Below are 23,209 nucleotides of genomic sequence, written 5' to 3'. Positions count from 1 at the left end.
GAGCAACAGCAGGCATGCGCTGTTGCGGCCAAGGCGACGACCGCTAAGAATTAGATCCGGCGTTGGACCCGCCACACGAATGACCTCCCCCACCAACGAAAACCATGTTCGGCGTAAGTTTTGATCTAGCGCGCCCGCCCTCCCCGTCAACCGAGGCCACGATCGAGCCCAGCACGGAGTGCAAGTCTGTCGGCCGCGGCAGGTGCCAAGCGGCAGCGACGGGGACCAGCTCGAGCGGAACAAAGGATCGGCAATCGGATTAACGAGGAGTCGGGCGGTTCGACTTCCATCCTGGTCGCCGCGCCGCCCGAACGATCGACTGGCAGGGAAGGACCCCTCGATGCCCCGTCTCATTGCCTGGATAGCCATCGTGGTGATTGTGCTTGTCGCGGCTTGGATATGGTTCGGGCGCGATACATCGGGCAGCGGGGGCGGCAGCCAGCCGGCGCCTCACGCGATAGACCAGAACGGGTAGTTCAGTCTGGATGATCCTGCTCGGCGGCGCTCCGGGTGCGCTCGGCTTTGTACTCGTGGATCAGGCCCAGAATCTGAGCCTTGACCGTCTCGCGCGCCTCAGGTTGGACGAAAGGCATCAGCCGTTCGACAATTTCGCCGACCGTCTGCGGGAGATCCGCGGCGGAATCGGTGAGCTGGCTGCCATGTTCGTAGACATTGTCCGTCAATTTCTTGTCGAGGTCGGATAGAAATCCCATCGTCGCACTCCCCATCGCTGCCATGCCCGCTCTCTCAATGGCTCGCCCGACAGAAATGTTCCGCACAACGATCCTGGCATTGCAGACCGGCTGGATTCCGATGCCAGTGGCCGGAGGAGTGTCGCTGCGCGATCACGTCAACGCAATGTCGTCTGGCCCGGATCCCCTCGCCTGGCCTTCGACGGGATCAGTTTCCCGGCATTGGCCCGCAATCCCCTGACGAGCTCTTCCAGATAGGGAAGCAGTTCGAAAATCAGGATCACGGCCATCACGCAGGCAATGTAGGTCACCGGCAGCTGCTCCGATTTCCAGACAAGTTCGAAGCGCGCGGTTTCCGTCCCCGCCCCGAACAAGGCGAGGAACTGTCCCCAGTGGAGGGAAATGACGCTGACCAGCCCCATCAGCGGGATCATCTCCAGGAAGCTGTGAACGTGCTGCTCGATCGGCGTGACGGTGCGGGCGGTGGTGGCGTAGCTGACGTCCCACATCGCTGTCGCCTCGTGGACGAAGAAGGTGACGATCATGATGAGAATGATGAGAGCATTCACGTCAAGAAACATGGCGGCCAGCAAAGGTATTCCGACCTCGGCGAACATCAGAAGGTGGATCAACGACTCCTTGGCGCCTGTCGTCGATTCGATGTGAGAGGCGCGATGGCAGATCCAGTCGGCAAATCCGGCGGCCAACCAGACCGGCAGCAGGAAATACATCAAGATCAGCACGGTAGGATCTGACAGCATGACATCCTTTCGCGCGGGATCCCGTTCGAGGTCGCTACTGCTGCCCCGGCATTTCGGTGTTTTCCTGGGGATTTTTCCGGACACCCGCGGCTGGCGAAGTATCCGTCGGCGCGTTACCGCCCCGGTTCTGTTCAGGCGCCCGCTTCAGTGGCGAGGTATGCCAGCCCATGTCGGCATAGAGAAATCCTATGAGGAAGCCGATGATGATGATGGCGGCTATCACGAGCGAAAGCACTGCATTGCGTCGCACCATTGCCAGGCTCCCTTCCCAAGCCGAACAGCCGATCACGAAAATAGTTCCACGACCGGCCGCGATCACTCCTCGGTCGCGTCGGCTTCGACCCGCAAGATTCGACCCCAACACTGCACGGAGCCGCGGGAACAATCGGTGACGGGCGAGGTTCGGTATCGGTTCTTCAAGGACGATCTCGATGAAACCTGCCGTAACCGACCGTATCGAAACAAAAAAATACAACCATCCCACCGGCGGATGGGGATCCCTGAGGTCATTGGTCCGCAAGGCATACGGCGAAGGCCTGCTGATGTCGGGCATATGGAGCACGCTGCTCAAGCAGAACAAGGCCGATGGCTACATGTGCGTTTCCTGTTCATGGGCCAAGCCGGCCGATCCGCGGCCCTTCGAGTTCTGCGAAAATGGCGCGAAGGCGACCATGTGGGATCAGACAAAGCTGCGTTGCGGCCCGGATTTCTTCGCACGACATACGGTCACCGAACTGCTCGACTGGCCGGATCGTGACCTCGAAAAACAGGGCAGGCTTACGGATCCCCTGCGCTACAATGCCGTCACCGACCGCTATGAACCGGCTTCCTGGGATGACGCATTCCTCGAGATCGGCATGGAGCTGCGCCGGCTCGATCCGAAATCGGTCGTCTTCTACACATCCGGCCGGGCCTCGCTGGAGGCTTCGTTCATGTATCAGCTCTTTGCGCGTATCTATGGCTCATCGAACCTGCCCGATTCTTCCAACATGTGCCACGAATCGACATCGGTCGGGCTGCCCGAATCGATCGGCTCGCCGGTTGGAACCGTGCAGCTCGAGGACTTCTCCCAGTGCGACATGATGTTCTTTTTTGGCCACAACACCGGGGTGACGGCGCCGCGGCTGCTGCATCCGCTGCAAGAGGCTCGTCAACGTGGGGTGCCGGTATTCACCTTCAATCCCTTGCCGGAAAGGGGGCTGAAGCGCTTCAAGAATCCGCAAGATCCCCTTGAGATGCTGTCGCCGGGCCCCGGCACGAAGATGTCCAGCGACTTCTTCCAGGTCCGCAGCGGCGGCGATATCGCCGCCATGACCGGCATCGCCAAGGCGGTGCTGGCGCTCGACGACGCGGCACGGGAACACGGGGATCCGCGTGTCCTCGACGGCGATTTCATTGCCGAGCACACGGATGGTTTTGCCGAATTCGAGGCTTACCTGCGGGCCGCCAGGTGGGAGGACATCGTCAGGCGCTCGGGAATTGCGCAGGCGGATCTCGAACATGTTGCCGAGGTCTACAGCCGCTCCAACGCGGTGATCGGCAATTACGGCATGGGTTTGACACAGCACCGGCACGGTACCGAGAACGTCCAGATGCTATGCAATCTGCTGCTCATGCGCGGCAACATGGGAAAGCCCGGCGCCGGCATTTCACCGCTGCGCGGCCATTCCAATGTACAGGGCCAGCGCACTGTCGGCATATCCGAAAAACCCGAGCTCGTTCCGCTCGACAAGTTCGCCCGGTTCTATGATTTCGAGCCGCCACGCGAGAAGGGTCTCGACACGGTCGAGGCCTGCGAGGGCGTCATCGCCGGCTCGGTGAAAGGCTTCATCGGACTCGGCGGCAATTTCGTTCGCGCCGTGCCCGAAACCGGCCTGATCGAGAAAGCATGGCGTCGGCTTGGGCTGCATGTCGAAGTCGCCACCAAGCTCAACCGCAGTCATCTCCTGCCGGGGGCGGTGACCTATCTGCTGCCCTGCCTGTCGCGGCTGGAAAGGGACCATCAGGCGAGCGGCGACCAGACCGTTTCGATGGAGGACTCCACCGCCTGTATCCACGGCTCCTTCGGTTCGCGTCCGCCGGCTTCACCGCATCTGCTTTCCGAACCGAAGATCGTGGCGGAACTGGCCAAGGCCACCGTATCGGGGGTGAGTTCGATCCCGTGGGATAAATGGGTCGCCGATTATTCCCTTATCCGCGATGAGATCGAGCGTTGTTACCCGCAGCATTTTCGTGAGTTCAACAAGCGGTTCCTGACGCCGGGAGGCTTTCACCGCGATATCAAGGCCTCGAAACGGGTCTGGGAGACGCCGAACAAGAAAGCCAATTTCAAGCTGCCGACGACGCTTGAAACAGACCCGGACATCGATGTTTCGGGTCACAATGTGCTGACGCTCATAACGGTGCGCTCCAATGACCAGTTCAATACCACCGTCTATGGGTACAATGACAGACTGCGCGGCATACACGGCACACGCATGGTCCTGTTGATGAACGAGGCCGACATTCAGCGGTTCGGATTGAGCGCCGGGCAGGAAATCGATCTGGAAACCCATGCCGACGATGGCGTGGAGCGGCGGGTTCGAGGTTTGCGCATCACCCCCTACTCCGTGCCCGAAGGCAACTGCGCCGGTTATTATCCGGAACTCAATCCCCTGGTTCCTCTGTGGCACCGGGCCAAGAAGGCTCACGTCCCCGCCGTAAAGTCGGTTCCCGTCAGAATTGTTGCCAGGGAACCCAAAACGAGAAGCTCGGCGCGCCACTAAAGCAATCCAGGAAAAGTGTGTACGGCTTTCCAGGGAAAAGCGCGGTGCGCTTTCCCTTAGGAATTGCGCAAAAACAACAACACAGAGTGGTTAGCCGTTTCCGCAGACGATGAACTGCTCTATGGCGGTCCCAGTCTGGTGGGCCAGGCCGTAGCTAGCCGCCAGCCGGCTTAGGGGATGCCGGCTGGGCCGGTTGGGTGCCTTGCTGATCTCCGCCGGTGGTGGTTTGTGGGGTGGGGTTCGTGTCGGTTGTGGGGTTTTTGTCGACCGGCTGACTGTTCGTATCCGCTTTGGATTTGTCGGGATCGGGATTGTTGCACCCGGCCAGACAGACCAGTGCCAGCATCAGCAACACGGCTCTCATATCGATACTCCTTCGGTGGGAGATGGCGAAGCAGCCTGCCAAGCTTCCATCCGGTCGAATCGCACCGAAAGCCCCTGCCTGGCCGCGCTTCTGGCCAACATGCGATCCAGTTCGGCATCTTCGATCGGGCTGCGCATCACCTCACGAATGGCCCTGCAAGCCAACTCCGTCGACACGAAATCATATCGCCTGCTCCTGGTCAGCACATATTGCTCGACCAGCATTTTCACACGCCGGAGCGCGATCTTATCAGCATGTTGCATCATGTTCCTCCTGCACGCGCCGAACTGCGGGACCATCCGGTTGTTCCCGCCCGAATTCCGAAAATCCATCGCCCGGCCAAGAGCAGAAGTCAGACTCCCGACAGGCGCCGACCGGACGATACCGATCCACGGAACAATCATCTCCTCTGCTGGTTCGGCCGGCACGACGGAGGAAATCATGACGGATGCAAAACTCGCAGTGGTCACCGGCGCCTCGAGCGGCATAGGCAAGGAACTTGCGAAACTCTGCGCGAAGGATGGCTACAATCTCGTCGTTGCGGCTGATGAACCGGCAATCCAGCAGGCCGCCGAGGCACTCGGCTCACATAATATCGCAGTCGAAGCCGTCGAGGCCGATCTCGCGACCGTCGAAGGCGTGGATCGGCTGATCTCCCGAATTGGCGAGCGTGACATCGACCTGCTGTTTCTCAACGCTGGACGCGGGCTCGGCAATGGCTTCGTCGACCAGGACTGGGGGAAGATCCGGCGCATCATCGACACCAATATCACCGGAACGGTGTATCTCGCGCATGAACTCGGCGCCAAGATGGCTCGCCGCGGGCGCGGGCGCATTCTTTTCACCGGGTCGATCGCCGGTTTCATGCCCGGGACTTTCCAAGCCGTCTACAACGGCACCAAGGCATTCATCGATTCCTTCGCGATCGCCTTGCGTCACGAATTGCAGGACACCGGCGTCACGGTGACCGTGTTGATGCCCGGCGCCACGCAGACACGCTTCTTCGAACGCGCCGAGATGATGGACACCAAGGTCGGCACCGACGAGAAGGACAATCCGGCCGACGTTGCCAAGGCCGGCTACGAAGCGATGATGACTGGCGAAGAACAGGTGGTCAGCGGCTGGAAGAACAAGCTGCAGGTCGCCGCTGCGCATGTCACGCCAGCGGGTACGCTGGCCGAACAGCACCGCGAGATGGCTGCGCCGGGCTCGGCGTCCCAGGACTGACCGGCGGCATCTCCGGCGCCACGCACGAGAAACGCGCGTCTCACCAATGAAACGCACCCTCGAAACTCAGGAGCAACATCGTGAAAGCCCTTACATGGCACGGCAAAGGCGACATACGCTGCGACCAAGTGGCCGATCCCGTCATCGAGGATGACCGCGACGTGATCATCAAGGTTACCTGCTGCGCCATATGCGGCTCCGACCTCCACCTGATGAACGGTTACATGCCGACGATGAAATCGGGCGACGTGCTTGGCCACGAGACGATGGGCGAAGTGGTGGAGGTTGGTCAGGGCCATTCGAAATTCAAGAAGGGTGACCGGGTGGTGGTGCCGTTCAACATTTCCTGCGGCGAGTGCTGGTTTTGCCAGAACGGGCTGTTTTCGCTTTGCGACCGCTCGAATCCCAACGCAAAACAGGCCGCCGAAGCGATGGGTCAATCGCCGGCCGGCCTTTTCGGATATTCGCATCTTGTCGGCGGCTATTGGGGCGGACAAGCGGAATATCTGCGGGTTCCGTTCGCCGATGTCGGTCCGATCAAGGTGCCGGAGGGAATGGAAGATGAACAGGTGCTGTTTCTCTCCGACATCTTCCCGACCGGCTACATGGCGGCAGAGAACGCCGGCATCGAGCCGGGCGATACGGTCGCGATATGGGGTTGCGGCCCGGTTGGCCAATTCGCCATCCAGAGCGCGTGGATGCTCGGCGCCGGCCGCGTCATCGCCATCGACAAGGTGCCGGAGCGGCTGGCCATGGCGCGTGAACACGGCAAAGCAGAGACGCTCGACTTCAGCAATTCCAATATCTACGACGCACTGATGGCGATGACCGACGGCCGCGGCCCGGATCGCTGCATCGACTGCGTCGGCACTGAATCCGACCCCGGCGCCAGCGCCGACGCCATGCTCGACAAGGTGAAGGCCGCCGTCTATCTCGGCACCGATCGGCCGCATGTGCTGCGAGAGGCGATCTATTGCTGCCGCAAGGGCGGCACCATCTCGGTTCCCGGCGTCTATATCGGCCTGGTCGATCACATCCCGTTCGGCGCCGCGATGAACAAGGGGCTGACCTTCCGAATGGGCCAAACCCATACCCAGCGCTATCTCGAACCACTTCTGGCCAAGGTCCAGAATGGCGAGATCGACCCGTCTTTCGTCATCACCCACAGAGCCGAGCTCGAAGCCGGGCCGGACCTCTACAAGACCTTCCGAGACAAGCAGGATGGTTGCATCAAGGTGGTTATGCGGCCGCATGGCTGAGATGTCGCAATTCCAGAGGCAAGAGCTGTCTCATTCCCGGCATCCGTTGGACGCCCGCCCGATCGGCATTGGCAGTTCGGAACTTTCTGTTGTGTCGGCGATTGACCCGCTGAGTTCGGTTCGGAAGAAGGGTGCCGCCATGGCCAACGAGAATTCTCGCTCGAAACCCGTTATTCGGTCTCCGAACACCGATGGTTTGCCACACCCGAGGCGAGACGCCGGTGATACGGACGCAGGGGCGAAATCGCCGACGCCGAAGACTGCCGGAGGATCTCACCCTTCAGCCCCTCCCCTGGACAATCCCACAGCCAATCGAAATGCCGGTCGTCCCCGGCAGCCCAGCACGACTCCGCGACCGACGGACAAGCCCTTGGACTGATCCTGTGGCGCCCTTCGAGTGCCCGTCAACGCGAAACGTCGCGCAGCGACCCCAGGTCGGCCAGCGCAGCCAGGATAGCTGCTTCAGTCGCCGGCTTGGGCACGAATTTGCAGTCGCGAAAGGATGCCGGTAGGTCGCGCGCGCCAAATCCCGTCATGAGGGCGAAGGGAACACCCTGCGCCTGCAATGTCTCCGCGAGGGGCAGGCTCGTTTCACCGTTCAACTGAATGTCCAGCAACGCCATGTCGATCTTGTCCGAGCCGACGAGACGAAGCGCCGCGGCTACCGAAGGCGCGGGACCGACCACCTGGTAACCGGCGCTACGCAGGACTAACGCGGTGTCTTCCGCGATTAGCCATTCATCCTCGACAACCAGGACGCGCGGTCCGTCGTTCACGACCCCTCCTTCCGGTTAACGGGAAATGCGATCTGAACGTTGAGGCCTTCCTTGCGAAAAACGGTTTCGACATGGCCGCCAAGCCTGTAGCCGATCTCTCCCTGCAGCAGCGTGAGGCCGAAGCCGCTGCCGACGGGTTCATTGACAGGGGGACCGTCCTTCTCGCGCCAGGTAAGCGTAAACATGTCGTCAGCGATCGACCACATCACCACCACCTTGCCACGAGGTTTGGAAAGAGCGCCATATTTGGCCGCGTTGGTGGCCAGTTCGTGGACGGCCATGCTAAGGGAAAGACCCTGTTGCGGTCCAAGTTCTATCTCCTGGCCGTTCAGTTCGAACCGTTCAATGCCAAACGGCTCGAGCTCCTGGTGAAGCAGCTCGCTGACCGAAGCTTCCTTCCAGCTTTTCCGGCTCAACAATCCATAGGCCCGCGACATCGCATGCAAGCGTCCGATCAAGGCTTCCGCGAATTCATCCTTCGACACGGATTTCTCCCGCGTGCGGCTCGCAATGCTGACGATCACCGCCAACATGTTCTTGACCCGGTGGTTGAGCTCAGAGATGAGAACCTGCTGATGTTCTTCCGCCTGAGCCAGAGTGGTGACGTCGACCAGTGTCACGACCACACCCTGAACGCGGTTGCTCTTGTCCCGATAGGGATTGATATGGACCATGTGAAACCGCCCGGCGCTGTCGCGCGCAAGGTGGTGGTTCAGGGTCTCGCCTGTCTCGAACACCTCGGCGATATGCTGCTTCAACTCGGGATACTCCAACTGGCTCGACAGGTCCGTCAGCGGCCGGCCGACGTCGGAGGGTCGCAGACTGAAGAACGACGAAGCCGCGGGCGTGAAGGTCCGCACCACTAGATTGCGATCGAGGAAAATGGTCGCGATCTCCGTGCTTTCGAACAGGTTGCGCAGATCGCTGTTGGCGTGATCGAGTTCCTCGATCTTGTTCGTCAACTCGGCATTGATAGTGTTCAGTTCCTCATTGAGCGACTGCATTTCCTCCTTCGAGGCCTCAAGTTCCTCATTGGTCGACTGGGCCTCCTCGTTGACAGAGACGAGTTCCTCGTTGGACGATTTCACCTCTTCCAGTGCGGTCTCATATTCCTCGATCGTCGATTGCAGGCGCTCCCTCGCATCGCGCAGTTCTCGCTCCAGATCGGCGGTGCTGTCGGTGTCATGGCTGCCGCCTTCGTCTGTGCGGATCTGCGTAGGTCCCGACGGTTCGAACAGGACGAGATAGAGCGGCTCGCCATTGTCGCGTTCCGCCAGCGGCTCAATGGTGAGCTTGATCGGCTGGATCCGCTCATCATCCTCCTCGACCGTGAGATTTTCCCGTATGACGGTCCGGCGCGTCGACGTCGCTTCCCGCAGCGCGGCGCGCAGGTCGAGTCGCAGCCCACGGCGCGCCATTGTCAACAGTTGCCGGCTGGGAATGCCTTGCGGCGCTTCGAGATATTTGCCGGTGCGAGCTGAGTAGTAGACGACATCGCCCTCGGCGTTGACCAGCACATGCGGGGGGGCGAAGCGCTCCAGCACCTGCGCCTCGACCGCCTGGCGTAGGGGATAACCGGCGGCTCCCTTCCTCAAGCCAGTGCTCTCGGACGGGAATGCGCCTGAACGGCCATCGCCGATCAGGGCCGGCAGCCTGACATGCGGCGAGGCATGCTCCCGCGCCTGGAAGATGCGATGTTTCTTGTCGACGGTAGCGAACAGATCGTCGTTCTGTCCGACGCTCTCCGAGGTGCCGAGGAAAAGATAACCGCCGGGCTTCAGGGCGTAATGGAAAATAGGAATGACCCGGTTCTGAATGGCGGGGCCGAAATAGATCAGCAGGTTACGGCACGACACCAGGTCCATGCGTGAGAAAGGCGGGTCGCGAACGACGCTGTGCGGCGAGAAGATGCACAGCTCCCGTATCTCGTTGCTGATGACATAGGTGTCGCCGTCGCCATTGAAAAACCGTTGGCGGCGTTCGGGGGAAAGTCCCTGCAGCAAGGCTTCGGGATAGCGCCCTGCCCGCGCCACCGCCAGCGCCGGTTCGTCGATATCGGTCGCGAATATCTGGATTCGCGGAACGACCGGGAGCTTTTCCACATGTTCGCGTAGCAGGATGCCGATGGAGAACACCTCTTCGCCTGTGGCGCAGCCGGGAATCCACACCCTGATGATGTCGTTGGCGGTCTTGCCTTCGAAGAGTTGCGGTACGATCTTTCGCTCGAGCAGTTCGAAGGCCTCGGGATCGCGAAAGAAGTTGGTGACGTTGATCAGCAGGTCGCGAAAAAGGTTCATCACCTCGCGAGGGTCCTTCTGCAGCCATTCCACGTATGCGCCAATGGATTGCATCTGCGCGATCTGCATGCGCCGCTTGATGCGTCGCAGGAACGTCTTGGTCTTGTAGCCCGAGAAATCATGGCCTGAGTGGCTGCGCAGGATGCCGTAGATCTGAGACAGGACCTTTTCCATACCCGCCGTGCGGACGCTATCCTCCTCCGCCAACCCATTCAACGCGTCGAAGCCGCGCGTGAAGGCTTCCAGTTTCGTGCCGATCTCCTCGGCGGGCGCGGCTATATCGATAAGTCCGCTGGTGATGGCGCTCTGCGGCATATCGGGGTTGCGCGGGCCGTAGCCGTCGGAGATCTGCGCAACGGTGAGCCCGCCATGCTCCTTGATCGCCTTGGCGCCCAAGGTTCCATCGGAATCTCCGCCCGACAGGATGACGCCGACGGCATGTTCGCCCTGGTCTTCGGCCAGTGCGCTGAAGAAGATGTCTATGGGTTTGCGCTCCTGGCTGAACCCATTGGGCCGGCGCAGGCGCAGCATTCCCTTGTCGATGGTCATGGTCACGTTCTGCGGCATGACATAGACGTGGTTCGGTTGAACGACCATGCCGTCCGCCGCGATTTCGACCGCCATTTCGGTGTAGCGGCCGACGACCTCGTGCAACAGGCTCTCTCGCTTAGGGCTGAGATGAGTAATGACGACGAACGCCATGCCGGGCTGATCGGTCATCCCCTTGAACAGCCCTTCCATCGCCGGAATCCCGCCGGCGGACGCGCCGACGCCCACGATGGGAAATCTTTTCGCCTGGGCTGTCACTGGAAGTTCCCCTTTCGGCACCTGTGTGCGAAATCACTTATGAAGCAGGCTGGACAGCAGGTAAGCATAGGCGCGGCGGAGATACGGAACAAGTCGCGACGGATGGCGTTGAATTTGGAGTTCACGTGTTCAATGACCAAACGTCCATCTGAAACAAAGCTCCCGACGCACATGGAGTCAGCGGCGTGGAATTGCCGGGCTCGTGCCGAAACGCCAGCAGGCTCGGCGAGGGACACTGTTTCCACCAGATACTGCTCGAGAAAGGATGACCGGGTGCGCGATCTGCAAGGGGTGCATCTTCTGATCGTGGAAGACGAATGGATGGTAGCCGGAGATCTCGCCCGCTATTTCAGCAATATGGGTGCGATCATCCTGGGACCGGCAGCGACGGTCGAACAAGCATCATTGCACACTGAATCGGCCGAGGCTGCCATCCTCGACGTCAACCTCAACGGGCGACGTGTCTTTCCGATCGCGGACGAACTGATGCGCCGCGGCGTCCCGTTCGTGTTTTTCAGCGGTGACAGCGATATCGCCATTCCCGAACATCTCCGGCATGCCAGCAACCTGCGAAAATCCTCGGGCAGCGGGGCTGTATTCAACGCCCTTTTCCCGCCGCAAGGCCCGGCTGAGGCGAGCGGCTTTGTGCCAAGTTCGCCGGATGACGTGTTTTCGCTCCTGCCCAAGCTCAGGCTTGCGGCACGTCTGTTGCTGGGGGATGTGGAAGCCTCCGACCGGCTTGTCGAAAGGACGCTCGAGCGAGCGATCCGTGACATCGACCAAAGGCGGATCGGCCAGTCCACCGAAGACTGGCTTAACGCCATCATGCGCGATTTGGCAAAGTCCGGCGGCGCAAGGCTTCTGAACTGAGCCGAACCAGGTTTCCGATTGATCGCCAGCCGGCCCTCGGTCAGCCCTTTTGGTCACGCTCGACGAACTTGTTGAAACGGCTGGTTTGCCCGCCGCCGGTGTTGGCCTGGTAAAGAAAAGCCAGACGGTTCTCATCGAATATCCGAAAGAACTCATCCCATTCGACTGGTTCGAATGCCTCCTCGGGCTCGCCGAAATCGATCCGCAGGATGCCGCCCTCGCCCTTGGTTCGCACCACTGCCGGCCGGCCGTTCCGCTCCTCGGCCCATTTGCGAATCTCCTCGTGATTGGTGGTCGTCTGCGATTGCGACATTGAAATCTCCTTTCAGCCAGCTCTCTCGCCGCGCACGCACCGCGGCAACTGTTGAGCGTCCTAACAGCACACGGCAGGCAATGTTCCAGCACCCGTCGCGTGGTGCGATGCGCCTGCTGTCGAATGAAACCGCCAGGAGAACTTTGTTGATGCGCAGGGAACAAAGCTTTTGCCGAGAAGTTGGGGGCGCCGAGGTCACCAGTCCGAGGAGTTGTCGTGAAACGTATACTGGTCACAGGGGGCTGTGGTTTCATTGGTCGCCACGTCGCACAAGAATTCGCCGATCACGGTTATTCGGTTTGCATCCTAGATGCATTGCTGGATCAGGTGCATGCCGGCGAAGCGGTCAACCTTCCCGCTGGAGCCGAACTGATCAAGGGCGACGTGCGCGATCGCGAAGCCGTCACCAAGGCGCTGAAGGGCGTCGACGGGGTGGTTCACCTGGCTGCGGAAGTCGGCGTCGGCCAATCCATGTACGAGATCGCCCGCTATGTCGGCGCCAACGATCTCGGCACTGCAACACTGCTCGAGGTGTTGATCAAGCACCCGGTCGAGCGGATCGTCGTCGCGTCCTCGATGAGCGTCTACGGCGAAGGTCTGTACGCCACGCCCGACGGCCGGCGCGTCGGCAACGCCCGGCGCAAGGCCAACGACCTCAAAGGCGGACAATGGAATCCCTTGTCTGCGGACGGTGAACCTCTCTCGCCATTGCCGACAGACGAAGAAAAGCCGATCGATCTCGCCTCCATCTATGCATTGACGAAATATGCCCAGGAACGCGCCGTGCTGATCTTCGGCGAAGCCTATGGCGTCGATGCGGTGGCGCTGCGCCTGTTCAACGTTTTCGGCGCCGGACAGGCGCTTTCAAACCCCTATACCGGCGTGCTGGCCAACTTCGCCTCGCGTCTGGCCAACGGCAAGCGGCCGATGATCTTCGAAGATGGCCAGCAGAAGCGCGATTTCGTTCATGTACGTGACGTCGCCCGCGCCTTTCGCCTGGCACTGGAGCAACGCCAGGCAAAAGGCCACGTCATCAACATCGGAAGCGGCCGGGCTTATGCGATCCGCGATGTCGCGCGCCTGCTGGCCGAGGCCATGGGAACGCCGGACCGCTCGCCCGAGCTGCTCGGCAAAGCGCGTTCCGGTGACATTCGCAACTGCTTCGCCGACATTTCCAAGGCGCGCGAACTGCTGGGTTTCGAACCAGGGCGGCAGTTGGAGAATTCCCTCGGCGACTTCGTTTCCTGGGTGCGCAACACGATTGCCATCGATCGCGGCGCCGACATGAAACGCGAACTCGAAGAACGCGGGCTGGTGTCATGAAGCCGGGTAGGCCCAACCGTCGCGAAGCACCTGTCGCCATCGTCGGCGGCAGCGGCTTCATCGGGTCCAATCTTGCCGACAGCCTGTTGTCGGACGGCGAGCCGGTGCTGGTGATCGACAATCTCAGTCGCGCTGGTGTCGAACAGAACCTTGAATGGTTGTCGCACAAGCATGGAAGCCGCCTCACCGTGGAAACCGTCGATGTGCGCGACGCCAACGCCTTGGCTTCGGCCCTCACGGGGTCGAAAGCCATATTCCACCTGGCCGCGCAGACCGCCGTTACCACCAGCCTGGTTCGGCCGGGCGAGGATTTCGACATTAACCTTAGAGGAACTTTCAACGTCCTGGAGGCGGCGCGACAGAGCGGCGAACGAATCCCGGTGATCTTCGCCAGCACCAACAAGGTGTACGGCAGCCTCCCCGACATTGCGGTTCGCCCGGAGGGCGAGCGCTATGTGCCCTGCGACCCTGCGATCCGCACCGAGGGCATCGGCGAGGGCCGCAGCCTGGACTTTTGCACACCCTATGGCTGCTCCAAAGGCGCGGCCGACCAGTACGTGCTCGACTACGCCAAGTCCTATGGCTTGCCGACGGCGGTCCTGCGGATGAGCTGCATCTACGGCCCGCGCCAGTTCGGAACGGAGGACCAGGGCTGGGTTGCGCACTTCCTGCTTTGCGCGCTTTCGGGGCGGCCGATAACCATTTACGGCGACGGCAGGCAGGTGCGCGACATCCTGCACGTCTCCGATGCAGTTGCAGCCTACAGGGCCGTGCTCGACCGGATCGAGACGATCACGGGCCAGGCGTTCAATCTCGGCGGCGGACCGAAAAATGCGCTCAGCCTGCGCATGCTGTTGAGCGAGATCGGCAGCCTGACGGATCGAGCACTGTCGATCCGCTATGAGGCAGAGCGGACGGGCGACCAGCCCTTCTTCGTCGCCGATACGAGAAAGATGCAAACCACGCTTGGCTGGACGGCGCATGTTTCGTGGCGAGAAGGCATCCGTGACCTCGCCGAATGGTTGCAGCGTCACCGGCTCGAACCCCACGCCGAAGCCGAGAGGTACGTCGCATGAAAATCGCGTTGGTCAACCCATTCTGGACCTACGACGACAGCATCTATTTCGGCTGCCGCCAACCGCATCTACCCTTGGAACTCGGCTACTCGAAAGCCTTGCTCGAACGGGCTGGCCATGAGGTGCTGATGCTGGACGGACAGCTTCAGAAGCTTGACAATTCCAGCCTTTCCGAACGGGTGGCCGAGTTCGCGCCGGCAATGACGGTCGTCACCACCGCGCCGACCTATCTGTTCTGGCGCTGCGCGCCGCCGGAATTGCGCGTGCCGGCCGATTTTCTCAACCGCCTTGCCGGGCGGGGCGGGCGCACCGTCGCGGTCGGGCCGCATGGCTCGGCGACACCGGCGCCAACGCTGCGCAAGCTCGGCGTCGACATCATCGTGCGCGGCGAATGCGAGGAGGTCGTGGCCGACCTTGCACGGCGCGATGATTGGAGTGCGGTGTCGTCAACCGCCTACTTTAGCGAAGCAAGGCTGATCTCGAACGGCGGCGTCCACGCCAGTTCGTTCATCGACCATCCGCCGCTCGAATGGCCATCGGACTGGATCGCCGCGCACGCGCACCACCATCACAGGTTCGACGACCACCAGGTGGGGTTCGGCGCGGAAGTCGAGGCGTCGCGCGGCTGCCCTTACAATTGCAGCTTCTGCGCCAAGATGGATTTCCGCGATGCCTATCGCCGCCGAAATCACGAGGCGGTCGTGACGGAAATAGACCGGCTGATCGCCCAAGGTGTCGGCTATATCTACTTCATCGACGAGATTTTCCTGCCGCAGAAAGCCTTGCTGGAGGCACTGGTCGACCGTGATGTGAAATTCGGCGTACAGACCCGCATCGACCTGTGGAAGCCCGAACTGCTGGAATTGCTTGGCGCGGCCGGTTGCGTGTCAATCGAAGCGGGCCTCGAAAGCCTGACAGTGGAGGGCCGGGCCATGCTGGCCAAGCGCTGCCGCCTGGGCACGGAGGAACTCGCCGCGCTGCTCGTAGATGCAAGACGCCATGTTCCGTTCGTCCAGGCCAATCTGATCGGCGTGGTCGAAGATGACCCTGCCCTGGTCGACTACTGGCGAAACCACCTGATCGACAACGGCGTATGGGCCAATGAGCCGGTACCTCTCTATCCCTACCCGAGTTCGCCCAGCTATCGCGAGCTTTGGGGCGAGCCCGATGACATCGCGTGGGAGCGCGCGCATGAACACTATCTCGCCTCGTTCCAAAAATTCAGCGACATCCAGGAGAAGCGCCCGCGTCCGCTGGCGGAACTGGAGGCGACATGTTGCGGACACTGACCCCGCGTTCGCGGCGCATCCTGATGACGGTCGATGCCGTGGGCGGCGTGTGGCGGTACGCGCTTGATCTGGCGCGGGAATTCGTGGACGGCGGGGACAGCGTTTTGCTCGCCGGTCTCGGTCCGGAACCATCCACGCGACAGGCCGAAGAAGCACGGTCCTTGGCGACACTGACCTGGCTGAACACGCCGCCGGATTGGATGACCCGCAATGCCAGCGACCTCGATGCGTTGCCGGGGGAGCTGCATGCGCCCATTCGTGACCACGCCATCGACCTCGTTCATCTCAATGCGCCGACGCAGGCAGTGGGGCTCGATGCGCCCTGCCCTGTCGTGGTGGTCTCGCATTCCTGCGTGGTCACATGGTTCCATGCCGTCAAGGGACAGGCGGTGGACAGTGCATGGGACTGGCAGAAGCAGCGCAACAGGCGCGGCTTCGACAGGGCCGACGCCGTCATCGCGCCGAGCCACAGCCACGCCGGCATGCTCGAAACCTGCTATGGACAAATCGCGCGTCTCAATGTCGTCGCCAACGGCGCCCGCCCGGTTGCGAAAGCCGAAAAACGTCAACCGCTCGTCTTCGCCGCCGCCCGCTGGTGGGACGAAGCCAAGAACGCCACGGTGATCGACCAGGCCGCGTCGATAACGCAATGGCCCGTCTTTGCAGCCGGTTCCACGCTAGGTCCGGACGGCCAGCACGCCGGCTTCAGCCATGCCGTCGCTCTCGGAGCGCTACCGCATGACGAGATGCGCTCCCTGATGGCACGCGCCGGAATCTTCGTGTCGCCATCGCTCTACGAGCCGTTCGGCCTGGCGACGCTGGAAGCGGCCATGTCGGCGACGCCGCTGGTTCTATCCGACATCGCCACCTACCGCGAGTTATGGGACGGGGCCGCGCTATTCTACGACGCGCGCGATCCGCATGATCTCGCCACCTGCATCAACCGTCTCTCCGCGGATGCGCAGCACAGGCGGGAGCTCGGACGGGCAGCCCTGCGCCGGAGCCGCAGGTTTTCGTTGGCGAGGCAGGCAGCGGCCATGCGCGACGTCTACGACAAAGCGGCCCTAGCGATGGCGGAGCGCTGATCATGCGCTTTCTGTTTTATACCCATTCGGTCGTTTCCGACTGGAACCACGGCAACGCACATTTCCTGCGCGGCGTCATGCGGGAGCTGGTCGCGCGCCAGCATCAGGCGATCGCGCTGGAGCCGGCGGACGGCTGGAGCCGCTCGAATCTGCTGGCCGAGAAGGGCTCCTTCGCCATCGAGCGCTTCAGGAATGATTTCCCCGAGCTGATGCCGGTGACCTACGATGCCGGCTTTGACCACGAGGCCTGGATCGCCGATGCGGACGTGGTGGTCGTCCATGAATGGACCGAGCCGGACCTCGTCGCGCGCATTGGTCGCGCCAGGGCCAGCGGCGGCAATTTCATCCTCCTGTTTCACGACACCCACCACCGCGCCGTGTCGGCGACCGAGGCGATCTCGGCGCTCCAGCTGGAGCATTACGACGGCGTTCTCGCCTTTGGCGAAGCGTTGCGCGAGAGCTACCTGCGCGCCGGGTGGGGCAAACGCGTCTTCACCTGGCACGAGGCGGCTGACGACCGCCTGTTCAGACCGCATCCTGAGATCCGCCCGACCTCCGATCTGATCTGGATTGGAAACTGGGGCGACGACGAGCGTACCGCGGAGCTCAAGGAATTTCTGATCGAGCCGGTGCACGAACTCGGCCTCGATGCCACCGTTCATGGCGTGCGCTACCCCAGGCAGGCGCTCGCCGATCTCGCAGCCGCCGGCCTGCGCCATGAAGGCTGGATCGCCAATGCCGACGTGCCGAAGGCGTTCGCAGCGCATCGTGTCACGGTGCATGTTCCGCGCCGCCCCTATCGGGAAGGCCTGCCCGGCATTCCGACCATCCGCGTGTTCGAGGCGCTCGCCTGCGGCATTCCGCTGATTTCGGCCCCGTGGTCCGACACCGAGCAACTGTTCAGGCCAGGCGTCGATTTCCTGTTCGCGGACAATGGCTCCCAGATGCGGCGACACCTCCGGGCCGTACTCGGCGACGCGGATTTCGCTGCCTCCCTGGCGGCGTCTGGTCTCGAGACCATCCGCCTGCGGCACACATGCCGGCACCGCGTGGACGAGTTGTTCGGCGTGCTCGCCGAATGCGGACCTCAACACATCACCAATCCGACCGCCGCAAAGGAAGCTGCTGAATGAAGATCGCTTTTTATGGATCGAGCCTGTTGTCGTCCTACTGGAACGGCGCCGCTACCTATTACCGTGGGTTGCTCAAGGCGCTTTCCCAACTCGGCTACGAAATCACCTTCTATGAACCTGACGTCTATGACCGCCGGAACAACCGCGACATCGAGGCGCCGGATTGGTGCGCCGTCGTCGTGTACGAGGCGACCCAGCACGCGCTGATGCAGGTGGCGGCGTGCGCCGCCGAGGCGGATATCGTCGTCAAGGCGAGCGGCGTCGGTTTCGAGGATGAGGCGCTGCTGCGCGCCGTGCTCGATCACGCGCGTCCTGACGCGCTCGTCGTGTTCTGGGACGTGGATGCTCCAGCGACGCTCGGCCAATTGCGCGATGAACCGGACCATCCGCTGCATGCCGCGCTGCGGCAAATCGATCTTGTGTTGACCTATGGCGGCGGCGACCCCGTGGTCTGGGCCTATCGCGCCATGGGAGCGAAGGAATGCGTGCCGATCTACAATGCGCTCGATCCTGAAACGCATTATCCAGTCGCCAGTCAGGCGCGTTTTGCTTGCGACCTCGCTTTCCTCGGAAACCGGCTGCCGGACCGTGAGGCGCGCGTCGAGGCGTTTTTTCTCGATCCGGCCAGCCGTTTGCAGGAGCAGCGTTTCCTGCTTGGCGGATCGGGCTGGGGCGACAAGCCGCTTCCCGCCAATGTCGGTTGGCTCGGCCACGTCGGCACCCGTGACCACAACGCCTTCAACGTCACCCCGAAGGCCGTGTTGAACATCAGCCGCGACAGCATGGCCGCAAACGGCTTTTCGCCCGCCACCCGCGTTTTCGAGGCGGCGGGCGCCGGTGCCTGCCTCATCACGGATGCGTGGCTGGGCGTCGAACTGTTCCTGAAACCCGGCGAGGAGATCCTGGTCGCACGCGACGGCGGCGATGTCGCCGAAATCATGCGCACCTTGACCCCCAATCGGGCAAAGGCGATCGGCGCGTCCGCGCTGCGCCGCGTCCGCGGTGAACATACCTACGCCATGAGAGCGGCCGTGACCGATACGGTCTTGAGGCGGCACTTCGAGCGCGGGACCGTGGAGGCGGCGTAATGACCAAGCGGCTCAACATCGTCTTTCTCGGCCTGTCCCTCTCCTCGTCCTGGGGAAACGGCCACGCCACGACATTTCGAGGCCTGCTGAAAGGCCTGCATGAACTCGGTCACCGCGTGACCTTCCTGGAGCGCAACGTGCCGTGGTATGCCAATCACCGCGACTTGCGCGATCCCGATTTCTGCACTCTGCGCTACTACGAAACGACGCAGGAGTTGCAACAGGACTGGGCACGATGCTTGCAACAGGCCGATGTCGTGGTCGTCGGGTCCTTCGTTCCGGAGGGGCGCGCGGTCATCGACATTGCCGTGGCGCTCTGCAAAGGGGCGCTCTGCTTTTATGACATCGACACGCCGGTGACCCTGGCAAAGCTTTCGACGGATGAATGCGACTATCTTAGTCGGCGGCAGATTCCGTATTTCGATGTCTATTTCTCCTTCACCGGCGGGCCGACGCTTGGCCGACTGGCGCAGGATTTCGGTGCGCGCCGTGCCGAACCGCTCTACTGTTCGGTCGATCCGCAACGGCATCACCGAACCGCCGACCCAGTCGGCTGGGACCTCGGTTATCTCGGCACCTACAGCACCGACCGGCAGGCAACGCTCAACGCGCTGTTGCTCGAGCCCGCACGGCGCATGCCGGAGCGCCGTTTCGTCGTCGCCGGCTCGCAATATCCGTCCGACATCGTCTGGCCTGAGAATGTCGAACGAATCGAACATTTGCCGCCGGCCGACCATGCCGCATTCTATAGCCGCCAGCGCTACACGCTGAACGTCACGCGCAGATCGATGATCGCCGCCGGATGGTCGCCCAGCGTACGGCTTTTCGAGGCTGCCGCTTGCGGCACGCCGATTATCAGCGATCGCTGGCCGGGTCTCGACAGCTTCTTTCCTGCTTCGGCGATCCGCACGGCCGACAAGGCGGATGACATCGTCGATATCCTGCTCAGGGAATCCGAGCGCGCCCGGCTCGCCATGGCCGGCCGGGCGCGCGAACTCGTCCTGGCAGCACATACCGGTGCGGCCAGGGCCCGCGAATTCGTGTCGCTGCTGACACGACCGAGAGCGGCGATGATCGATCTCGATATCGGAACCGCAGCATGACTGAAAGACAGGAGAAAACAGCGATGCGGCAAACAAGAAAAGCGCGAAGGGCGAAGACAGTGCTTGTCGCCGGCGGCGCGGGTTTCCTCGGCTCGCATCTTTGCGAAACGTTGTTCCGCAACGGCTGGCGTGTGATCTGCGTCGACAATTTCCTTACCGGCCGCATGGACAACATCGTCTCGATCATGGACCAGCCGCGCTTCCGGCTGATCGAGCAGGATATCTGCCGGCCGCTGAACCTCGGCGAGCCGGTCGATCGCGTTTTCAACCTGGCATGCGCTGCTTCGCCGCCGCGCTACCAGGCCGATCCGATACACACGACACGCACCTGCGTCATCGGAACGCTCAACCTGCTCGAACTCGCCGCCCGCAACAATGCGCGATTCCTGCAGGCGTCGACAAGTGAAGTTTATGGCGACCCGGAACAACATCCGCAACGGGAAGACTATGTTGGCCATGTGAACTTCACCGGCCCGCGCGCCTGCTACGACGAAGGCAAGCGCACCGCCGAAACGCTTTGCTTCGATTATCTGAGAGCAGCAAAAGCCGATATTCGCGTGGCTCGCATCTTCAATACCTACGGTCCCAGGATGGACCCCGCCGACGGCCGCATCGTCTCGAACCTGATCATGCAGGCGCTTGAGAAGCGCTCGATGACGATATTCGGTGATGGGTTGCAGACAAGGTCCTTCTGCTACGTCTCCGATCTGATCGAAGGTATGATGCGCCTGATGGATCTCGACCCCAATCCCGGAAAACCTGTCAACCTGGGCAATCCCGGAGAATTCACCATCATGCGACTGGCATCCATGGTGAGAGACATGACCGGAACCAAATCGGATCTGAAATTCCTGCCCTTGCCGCAAGACGATCCCCGCCGGAGGCAGCCCGACATCTCGCGTGCGAAGGCGCTGCTCGGCTGGACGCCGAAAGTGCCGCTCAGGCAAGGGCTGATGCAGACGATCGGATACTTCTCCAATCTCGAAACCAGCGGGATCGACGGCCGGATGACAGCTATTGCGACAAACGCAAGATCGGGCAGGTTGCAGAACCTTCCGGCCTGAGGCCAGGCCGCCGCAGCCACGTGTTCCGGTATGACCGCTCAAGCACGGTCATGCCTCCTGCCGCACTTTTGCGGATTGCGCGGAACATCCTGGCAAGCTCGGGGTTTGACGATGAGATCCCGCTATGGAGAACGGACCTGTGCAACCCAAACGATCCGCAAAGGATATCGAGCAGATTGCGGAAAGAGAGACGGCTGCCTTTCTGCGACGGGCCTCCATCACCTATCTCGAGTGCTGCGTCAGCCTAATGATGACGCATCTGCAGCGCGAGGAAGTGGCCACCATTCTCGAACGCGAAGCGGACATGCTGCGGAGACTGGACTGATCGTCACGGCCCGGACCTCTCCAGGAAGCGTAGCAGCCCTTTCTTGTACCGCGTTGCCGCAGCTACCAGCCTTGGCTTCTCCGGGCCATGCTCGGATCGGGCAGCAACGTCCCAGAGTCCCAGTTGAAACGCCAGGTAGCAAGGTTCGAGACAGTCAATGAGGCCGGTATCGATATTGAGCCGCTCCCCGGCTTCCATGCGGTGGACCAACGTCGCTAGCTCGCTGTCGGAAAATCCATATTCGACGCGAGCGCCGGCAATATCCCACTCTATGGGCTGGCAGCCGATCAAATCATGTCCCCGGCAGTGATCGACGGCATCCGTCTTGATCAACGTCCCGTCGGCACAAACGAGAAACTCCCACGGGTGAAGCCTTCCGTCGATCTCGACCCGTGGCAGCGCTTGCGCAGGGGCACGCTTCGAGAACCAGTTCCGCAGCTCCGCCGCGCGCCGCTCACCCAGGGCTTCGGCGCCATTGTGGACGGCCATCTCAGCGAGTTCCGGCAATCCAGCACCCAGTTCCGGAGTTCTGAGATTGGCCGCACGCCAAGCGAGATAGTGTGCGAGCTCCGCGACAAGCCTGTCTCTGGACAGGTTTACCTGATCCATTGTCTTTCCCTCGACCCACCGTTCAACCAGAAAACCGTGACAAAGCCCGACGATCTGCGGTCCGAAGCCGGCTTCGTGCAGCATCTCCGCGGTTTGCATCTTGCGCTGCCCGGTTTGACCGAGGCCGGCAAATTTGACGAGCCACCGATCGCGTCCCGCGGACGCCAGGAATTTTCGCCGCTCGATGCCGCGTTGACTCGGCGGCCAGAGCCTCTCCTCGGCGTAGTGGAGGTTTCGCCACTCTCCAGCGGATATTTCGGTCAGGGCCAATTGCGGGCTGCCGGCAGCCTCCGCCACCCAATCGCGTAGCGTCGGCATTTGCGCGCCGCCCGGGAAGGTGCGTTCGAAGGCCCGCGCCACATGTTTGCGGCAACCCGACCATGTCTCACGAACCTCCTTAGAGGCTTCGGCACCTGGGCCGCCGGAATGGCTGGGGAACAGGTGAATGCGATCCCTATCGATGCCCAGCCGCCGCAGCCATGCGACGACGGCATGCATCGAACTGCCCGACAGGCCGGGGCCCTCGTCGACGACAGCGAAGCAAGCCGAGGGCTTGTCCCTCCAGGCGCTGATCAATTCCGGGTCGGCGTTGACATACCTGCGGAAAGGATGGCCGATCGGGCGCACGCTGATGGGTACCGGCGCGTCGATCGCCGCGGCGACCAGGGCGGCAAGCCCGAGGCCAATGCTGCGGATGCCGATGACGCATGTATTCGCGTCGAGGCCTGATGCCCGCGCCGCGCCGAGATAGCTTTCAGGATAGAGCGCATAATGCGCGTATCCCTCGGCCGTGCCGGTAAGAACCTTTCCCCGGCAGTCGAGCGCGGCCAGCATATGCCTCAGCATGGGATCGACGGCGCCGGTCACTGTGAAGCCGCTTCGCCAGGACCTCGCCACTTCCGCCGCAAGGCCGACCAGCAGCTTGGCACCTTGCCGCTGCCTCGGCGAAGGGGTGTCCCCGCCGCGGGCCTCGAACTCGACGT

20 protein-coding genes are annotated in these 23,209 nt (G+C 62.0%); 13 read left to right on the top strand and 7 right to left on the bottom strand.

Features of this window, described 5'->3' with window-relative positions:
• Positions 1-476: 476 nt before the first annotated feature.
• The 3 genes from FJ986_RS05295 to FJ986_RS05285 form a co-directional block, all read right to left on the bottom strand.
• The gene (locus FJ986_RS05295) at positions 477-713 is read right to left on the bottom strand and encodes a hypothetical protein (protein WP_140497440.1); all 237 of its coding nucleotides are present in this window, start codon (positions 711-713) and stop codon (positions 477-479) included.
• A 137-nt stretch (positions 714-850) separates the two neighbouring features.
• Positions 851-1,453, bottom strand: coding sequence for a diguanylate cyclase (locus tag FJ986_RS05290; protein WP_140525123.1), 603 nt, complete (start codon positions 1,451-1,453; stop codon positions 851-853).
• A gap of 34 nt (positions 1,454-1,487) precedes the next feature.
• Complete coding sequence (locus tag FJ986_RS05285) at positions 1,488-1,706, bottom strand: hypothetical protein (RefSeq protein ID WP_140497436.1); 219 nt, start codon at positions 1,704-1,706, stop codon at positions 1,488-1,490.
• Positions 1,707-1,884: 178 nt separating this feature from the next.
• Here FJ986_RS05285 and FJ986_RS05280 point away from each other — a divergent pair, with 178 nt between their 5' ends.
• From FJ986_RS05280 to FJ986_RS05260, 3 genes are all read left to right on the top strand, one after another.
• Complete coding sequence (locus FJ986_RS05280) at positions 1,885-4,218, top strand: FdhF/YdeP family oxidoreductase (RefSeq protein ID WP_140561668.1); 2,334 nt, start codon at positions 1,885-1,887, stop codon at positions 4,216-4,218.
• 805 nt (positions 4,219-5,023) lie between these two features.
• Complete coding sequence (locus FJ986_RS05265) at positions 5,024-5,809, top strand: SDR family NAD(P)-dependent oxidoreductase (protein WP_140497430.1); 786 nt, start codon at positions 5,024-5,026, stop codon at positions 5,807-5,809.
• A gap of 80 nt (positions 5,810-5,889) precedes the next feature.
• Positions 5,890-7,068, top strand: coding sequence for a zinc-dependent alcohol dehydrogenase (locus FJ986_RS05260; RefSeq protein WP_140497428.1), 1,179 nt, complete (start codon positions 5,890-5,892; stop codon positions 7,066-7,068).
• Positions 7,069-7,472: 404 nt separating this feature from the next.
• Here FJ986_RS05260 and FJ986_RS05255 read toward each other — a convergent pair whose 3' ends face one another.
• Both FJ986_RS05255 and FJ986_RS05250 read right to left on the bottom strand, forming a co-directional pair.
• On the bottom strand, positions 7,473-7,844 hold the full coding sequence (locus tag FJ986_RS05255) for a response regulator (RefSeq protein WP_140515210.1): 372 nt from the start codon (positions 7,842-7,844) through the stop codon (positions 7,473-7,475).
• Positions 7,841-10,948: a CheR family methyltransferase gene (locus tag FJ986_RS05250; RefSeq protein ID WP_140561674.1), complete on the bottom strand. Its 3,108-nt coding sequence runs from the start codon at positions 10,946-10,948 to the stop codon at positions 7,841-7,843. Before FJ986_RS05250 ends, FJ986_RS05255 begins: the two co-directional genes overlap by 4 nt.
• A 273-nt stretch (positions 10,949-11,221) precedes the next feature.
• Between FJ986_RS05250 and FJ986_RS05245 the strand changes: the two genes are divergently transcribed.
• On the top strand, positions 11,222-11,818 hold the full coding sequence (locus tag FJ986_RS05245; RefSeq protein ID WP_140497422.1) for a response regulator: 597 nt from the start codon (positions 11,222-11,224) through the stop codon (positions 11,816-11,818).
• Between the two features lie 40 nt (positions 11,819-11,858).
• Here the strand turns inward: FJ986_RS05245 and FJ986_RS05240 are convergent, their stop codons facing one another.
• A complete protein-coding gene (locus tag FJ986_RS05240) occupies positions 11,859-12,131 on the bottom strand; it encodes a hypothetical protein (protein WP_140497420.1) in 273 nt (90 codons plus the stop codon).
• Between the two features lie 216 nt (positions 12,132-12,347).
• Between FJ986_RS05240 and FJ986_RS05235 the strand changes: the two genes are divergently transcribed.
• The 9 genes from FJ986_RS05235 to FJ986_RS05195 all read left to right on the top strand — a co-directional run bounded on the left by FJ986_RS05235 (position 12,348) and on the right by FJ986_RS05195 (position 21,617).
• Entirely contained in the window at positions 12,348-13,454 is a 1,107-nt protein-coding gene (locus FJ986_RS05235; protein WP_140663342.1) for an SDR family NAD(P)-dependent oxidoreductase, read from the top strand.
• Positions 13,451-14,530 (top strand): NAD-dependent epimerase/dehydratase family protein, encoded by a 1,080-nt coding sequence (locus FJ986_RS05230; protein WP_140673595.1) that lies wholly within the window; start codon positions 13,451-13,453, stop codon positions 14,528-14,530. The genes FJ986_RS05235 and FJ986_RS05230 overlap by 4 nt, the downstream gene beginning before the upstream one ends.
• On the top strand, positions 14,527-15,819 hold the full coding sequence (locus FJ986_RS05225) for a TIGR04295 family B12-binding domain-containing radical SAM protein (protein ID WP_140497414.1): 1,293 nt from the start codon (positions 14,527-14,529) through the stop codon (positions 15,817-15,819). The genes FJ986_RS05230 and FJ986_RS05225 overlap by 4 nt, the downstream gene beginning before the upstream one ends.
• Positions 15,804-16,904, top strand: coding sequence for a glycosyltransferase family 4 protein (locus tag FJ986_RS05220; RefSeq protein ID WP_140673593.1), 1,101 nt, complete (start codon positions 15,804-15,806; stop codon positions 16,902-16,904). The genes FJ986_RS05225 and FJ986_RS05220 overlap by 16 nt, the downstream gene beginning before the upstream one ends.
• 2 nt (positions 16,905-16,906) lie before the next feature.
• Positions 16,907-18,037, top strand: coding sequence for a glycosyltransferase (locus FJ986_RS05215; RefSeq protein ID WP_140673591.1), 1,131 nt, complete (start codon positions 16,907-16,909; stop codon positions 18,035-18,037).
• Entirely contained in the window at positions 18,034-19,125 is a 1,092-nt protein-coding gene (locus FJ986_RS05210) for a glycosyltransferase (RefSeq protein ID WP_140497408.1), read from the top strand. Before FJ986_RS05215 ends, FJ986_RS05210 begins: the two co-directional genes overlap by 4 nt.
• Positions 19,125-20,228: a glycosyltransferase gene (locus tag FJ986_RS05205; protein WP_140497406.1), complete on the top strand. Its 1,104-nt coding sequence runs from the start codon at positions 19,125-19,127 to the stop codon at positions 20,226-20,228. Before FJ986_RS05210 ends, FJ986_RS05205 begins: the two co-directional genes overlap by 1 nt.
• Positions 20,229-20,251: 23 nt before the next feature.
• Complete coding sequence (locus FJ986_RS05200; RefSeq protein ID WP_140497404.1) at positions 20,252-21,292, top strand: UDP-glucuronic acid decarboxylase family protein; 1,041 nt, start codon at positions 20,252-20,254, stop codon at positions 21,290-21,292.
• A gap of 139 nt (positions 21,293-21,431) precedes the next feature.
• Positions 21,432-21,617, top strand: coding sequence for a hypothetical protein (locus FJ986_RS05195; RefSeq protein ID WP_140497402.1), 186 nt, complete (start codon positions 21,432-21,434; stop codon positions 21,615-21,617).
• A gap of 3 nt (positions 21,618-21,620) precedes the next feature.
• On the opposite strand, the gene FJ986_RS05190 is transcribed toward FJ986_RS05195, so the two are convergent.
• On the bottom strand, positions 21,621-23,060 hold the full coding sequence (locus FJ986_RS05190) for a hypothetical protein (RefSeq protein WP_246681770.1): 1,440 nt from the start codon (positions 23,058-23,060) through the stop codon (positions 21,621-21,623).
• Positions 23,061-23,209 lie beyond the last annotated feature (149 nt).

Origin of the sequence: Mesorhizobium sp. B1-1-1 (assembly GCF_006442955.1) — a bacterium.
Classification (GTDB): domain Bacteria; phylum Pseudomonadota; class Alphaproteobacteria; order Rhizobiales; family Rhizobiaceae; genus Mesorhizobium.
This window is presented reverse-complemented; position numbering and strand designations above follow the sequence as displayed.

Coding starts and splice junctions, on each gene's coding strand:
- FJ986_RS05265 (WP_140497430.1), top strand. CDS start 5,024: ATGACGGATGCAAAACTCGCAGTGGTCACCGGCGCCTCGAGCGGCATA.
- FJ986_RS05220 (WP_140673593.1), top strand. CDS start 15,804: ATGTTGCGGACACTGACCCCGCGTTCGCGGCGCATCCTGATGACGGTC.
- FJ986_RS05200 (WP_140497404.1), top strand. CDS start 20,252: ATGCGGCAAACAAGAAAAGCGCGAAGGGCGAAGACAGTGCTTGTCGCC.
- FJ986_RS05210 (WP_140497408.1), top strand. CDS start 18,034: ATGAAGATCGCTTTTTATGGATCGAGCCTGTTGTCGTCCTACTGGAAC.
- FJ986_RS05205 (WP_140497406.1), top strand. CDS start 19,125: ATGACCAAGCGGCTCAACATCGTCTTTCTCGGCCTGTCCCTCTCCTCG.
- FJ986_RS05280 (WP_140561668.1), top strand. CDS start 1,885: ATGAAACCTGCCGTAACCGACCGTATCGAAACAAAAAAATACAACCAT.
- FJ986_RS05215 (WP_140673591.1), top strand. CDS start 16,907: ATGCGCTTTCTGTTTTATACCCATTCGGTCGTTTCCGACTGGAACCAC.
- FJ986_RS05240 (WP_140497420.1), bottom strand. CDS start 12,131: ATGTCGCAATCGCAGACGACCACCAATCACGAGGAGATTCGCAAATGG.
- FJ986_RS05290 (WP_140525123.1), bottom strand. CDS start 1,453: ATGCTGTCAGATCCTACCGTGCTGATCTTGATGTATTTCCTGCTGCCG.
- FJ986_RS05225 (WP_140497414.1), top strand. CDS start 14,527: ATGAAAATCGCGTTGGTCAACCCATTCTGGACCTACGACGACAGCATC.
- FJ986_RS05230 (WP_140673595.1), top strand. CDS start 13,451: ATGAAGCCGGGTAGGCCCAACCGTCGCGAAGCACCTGTCGCCATCGTC.
- FJ986_RS05190 (WP_246681770.1), bottom strand. CDS start 23,060: ATGCTGGCCGCGCTCGACTGCCGGGGAAAGGTTCTTACCGGCACGGCC.
- FJ986_RS05285 (WP_140497436.1), bottom strand. CDS start 1,706: ATGGTGCGACGCAATGCAGTGCTTTCGCTCGTGATAGCCGCCATCATC.
- FJ986_RS05295 (WP_140497440.1), bottom strand. CDS start 713: ATGGGATTTCTATCCGACCTCGACAAGAAATTGACGGACAATGTCTAC.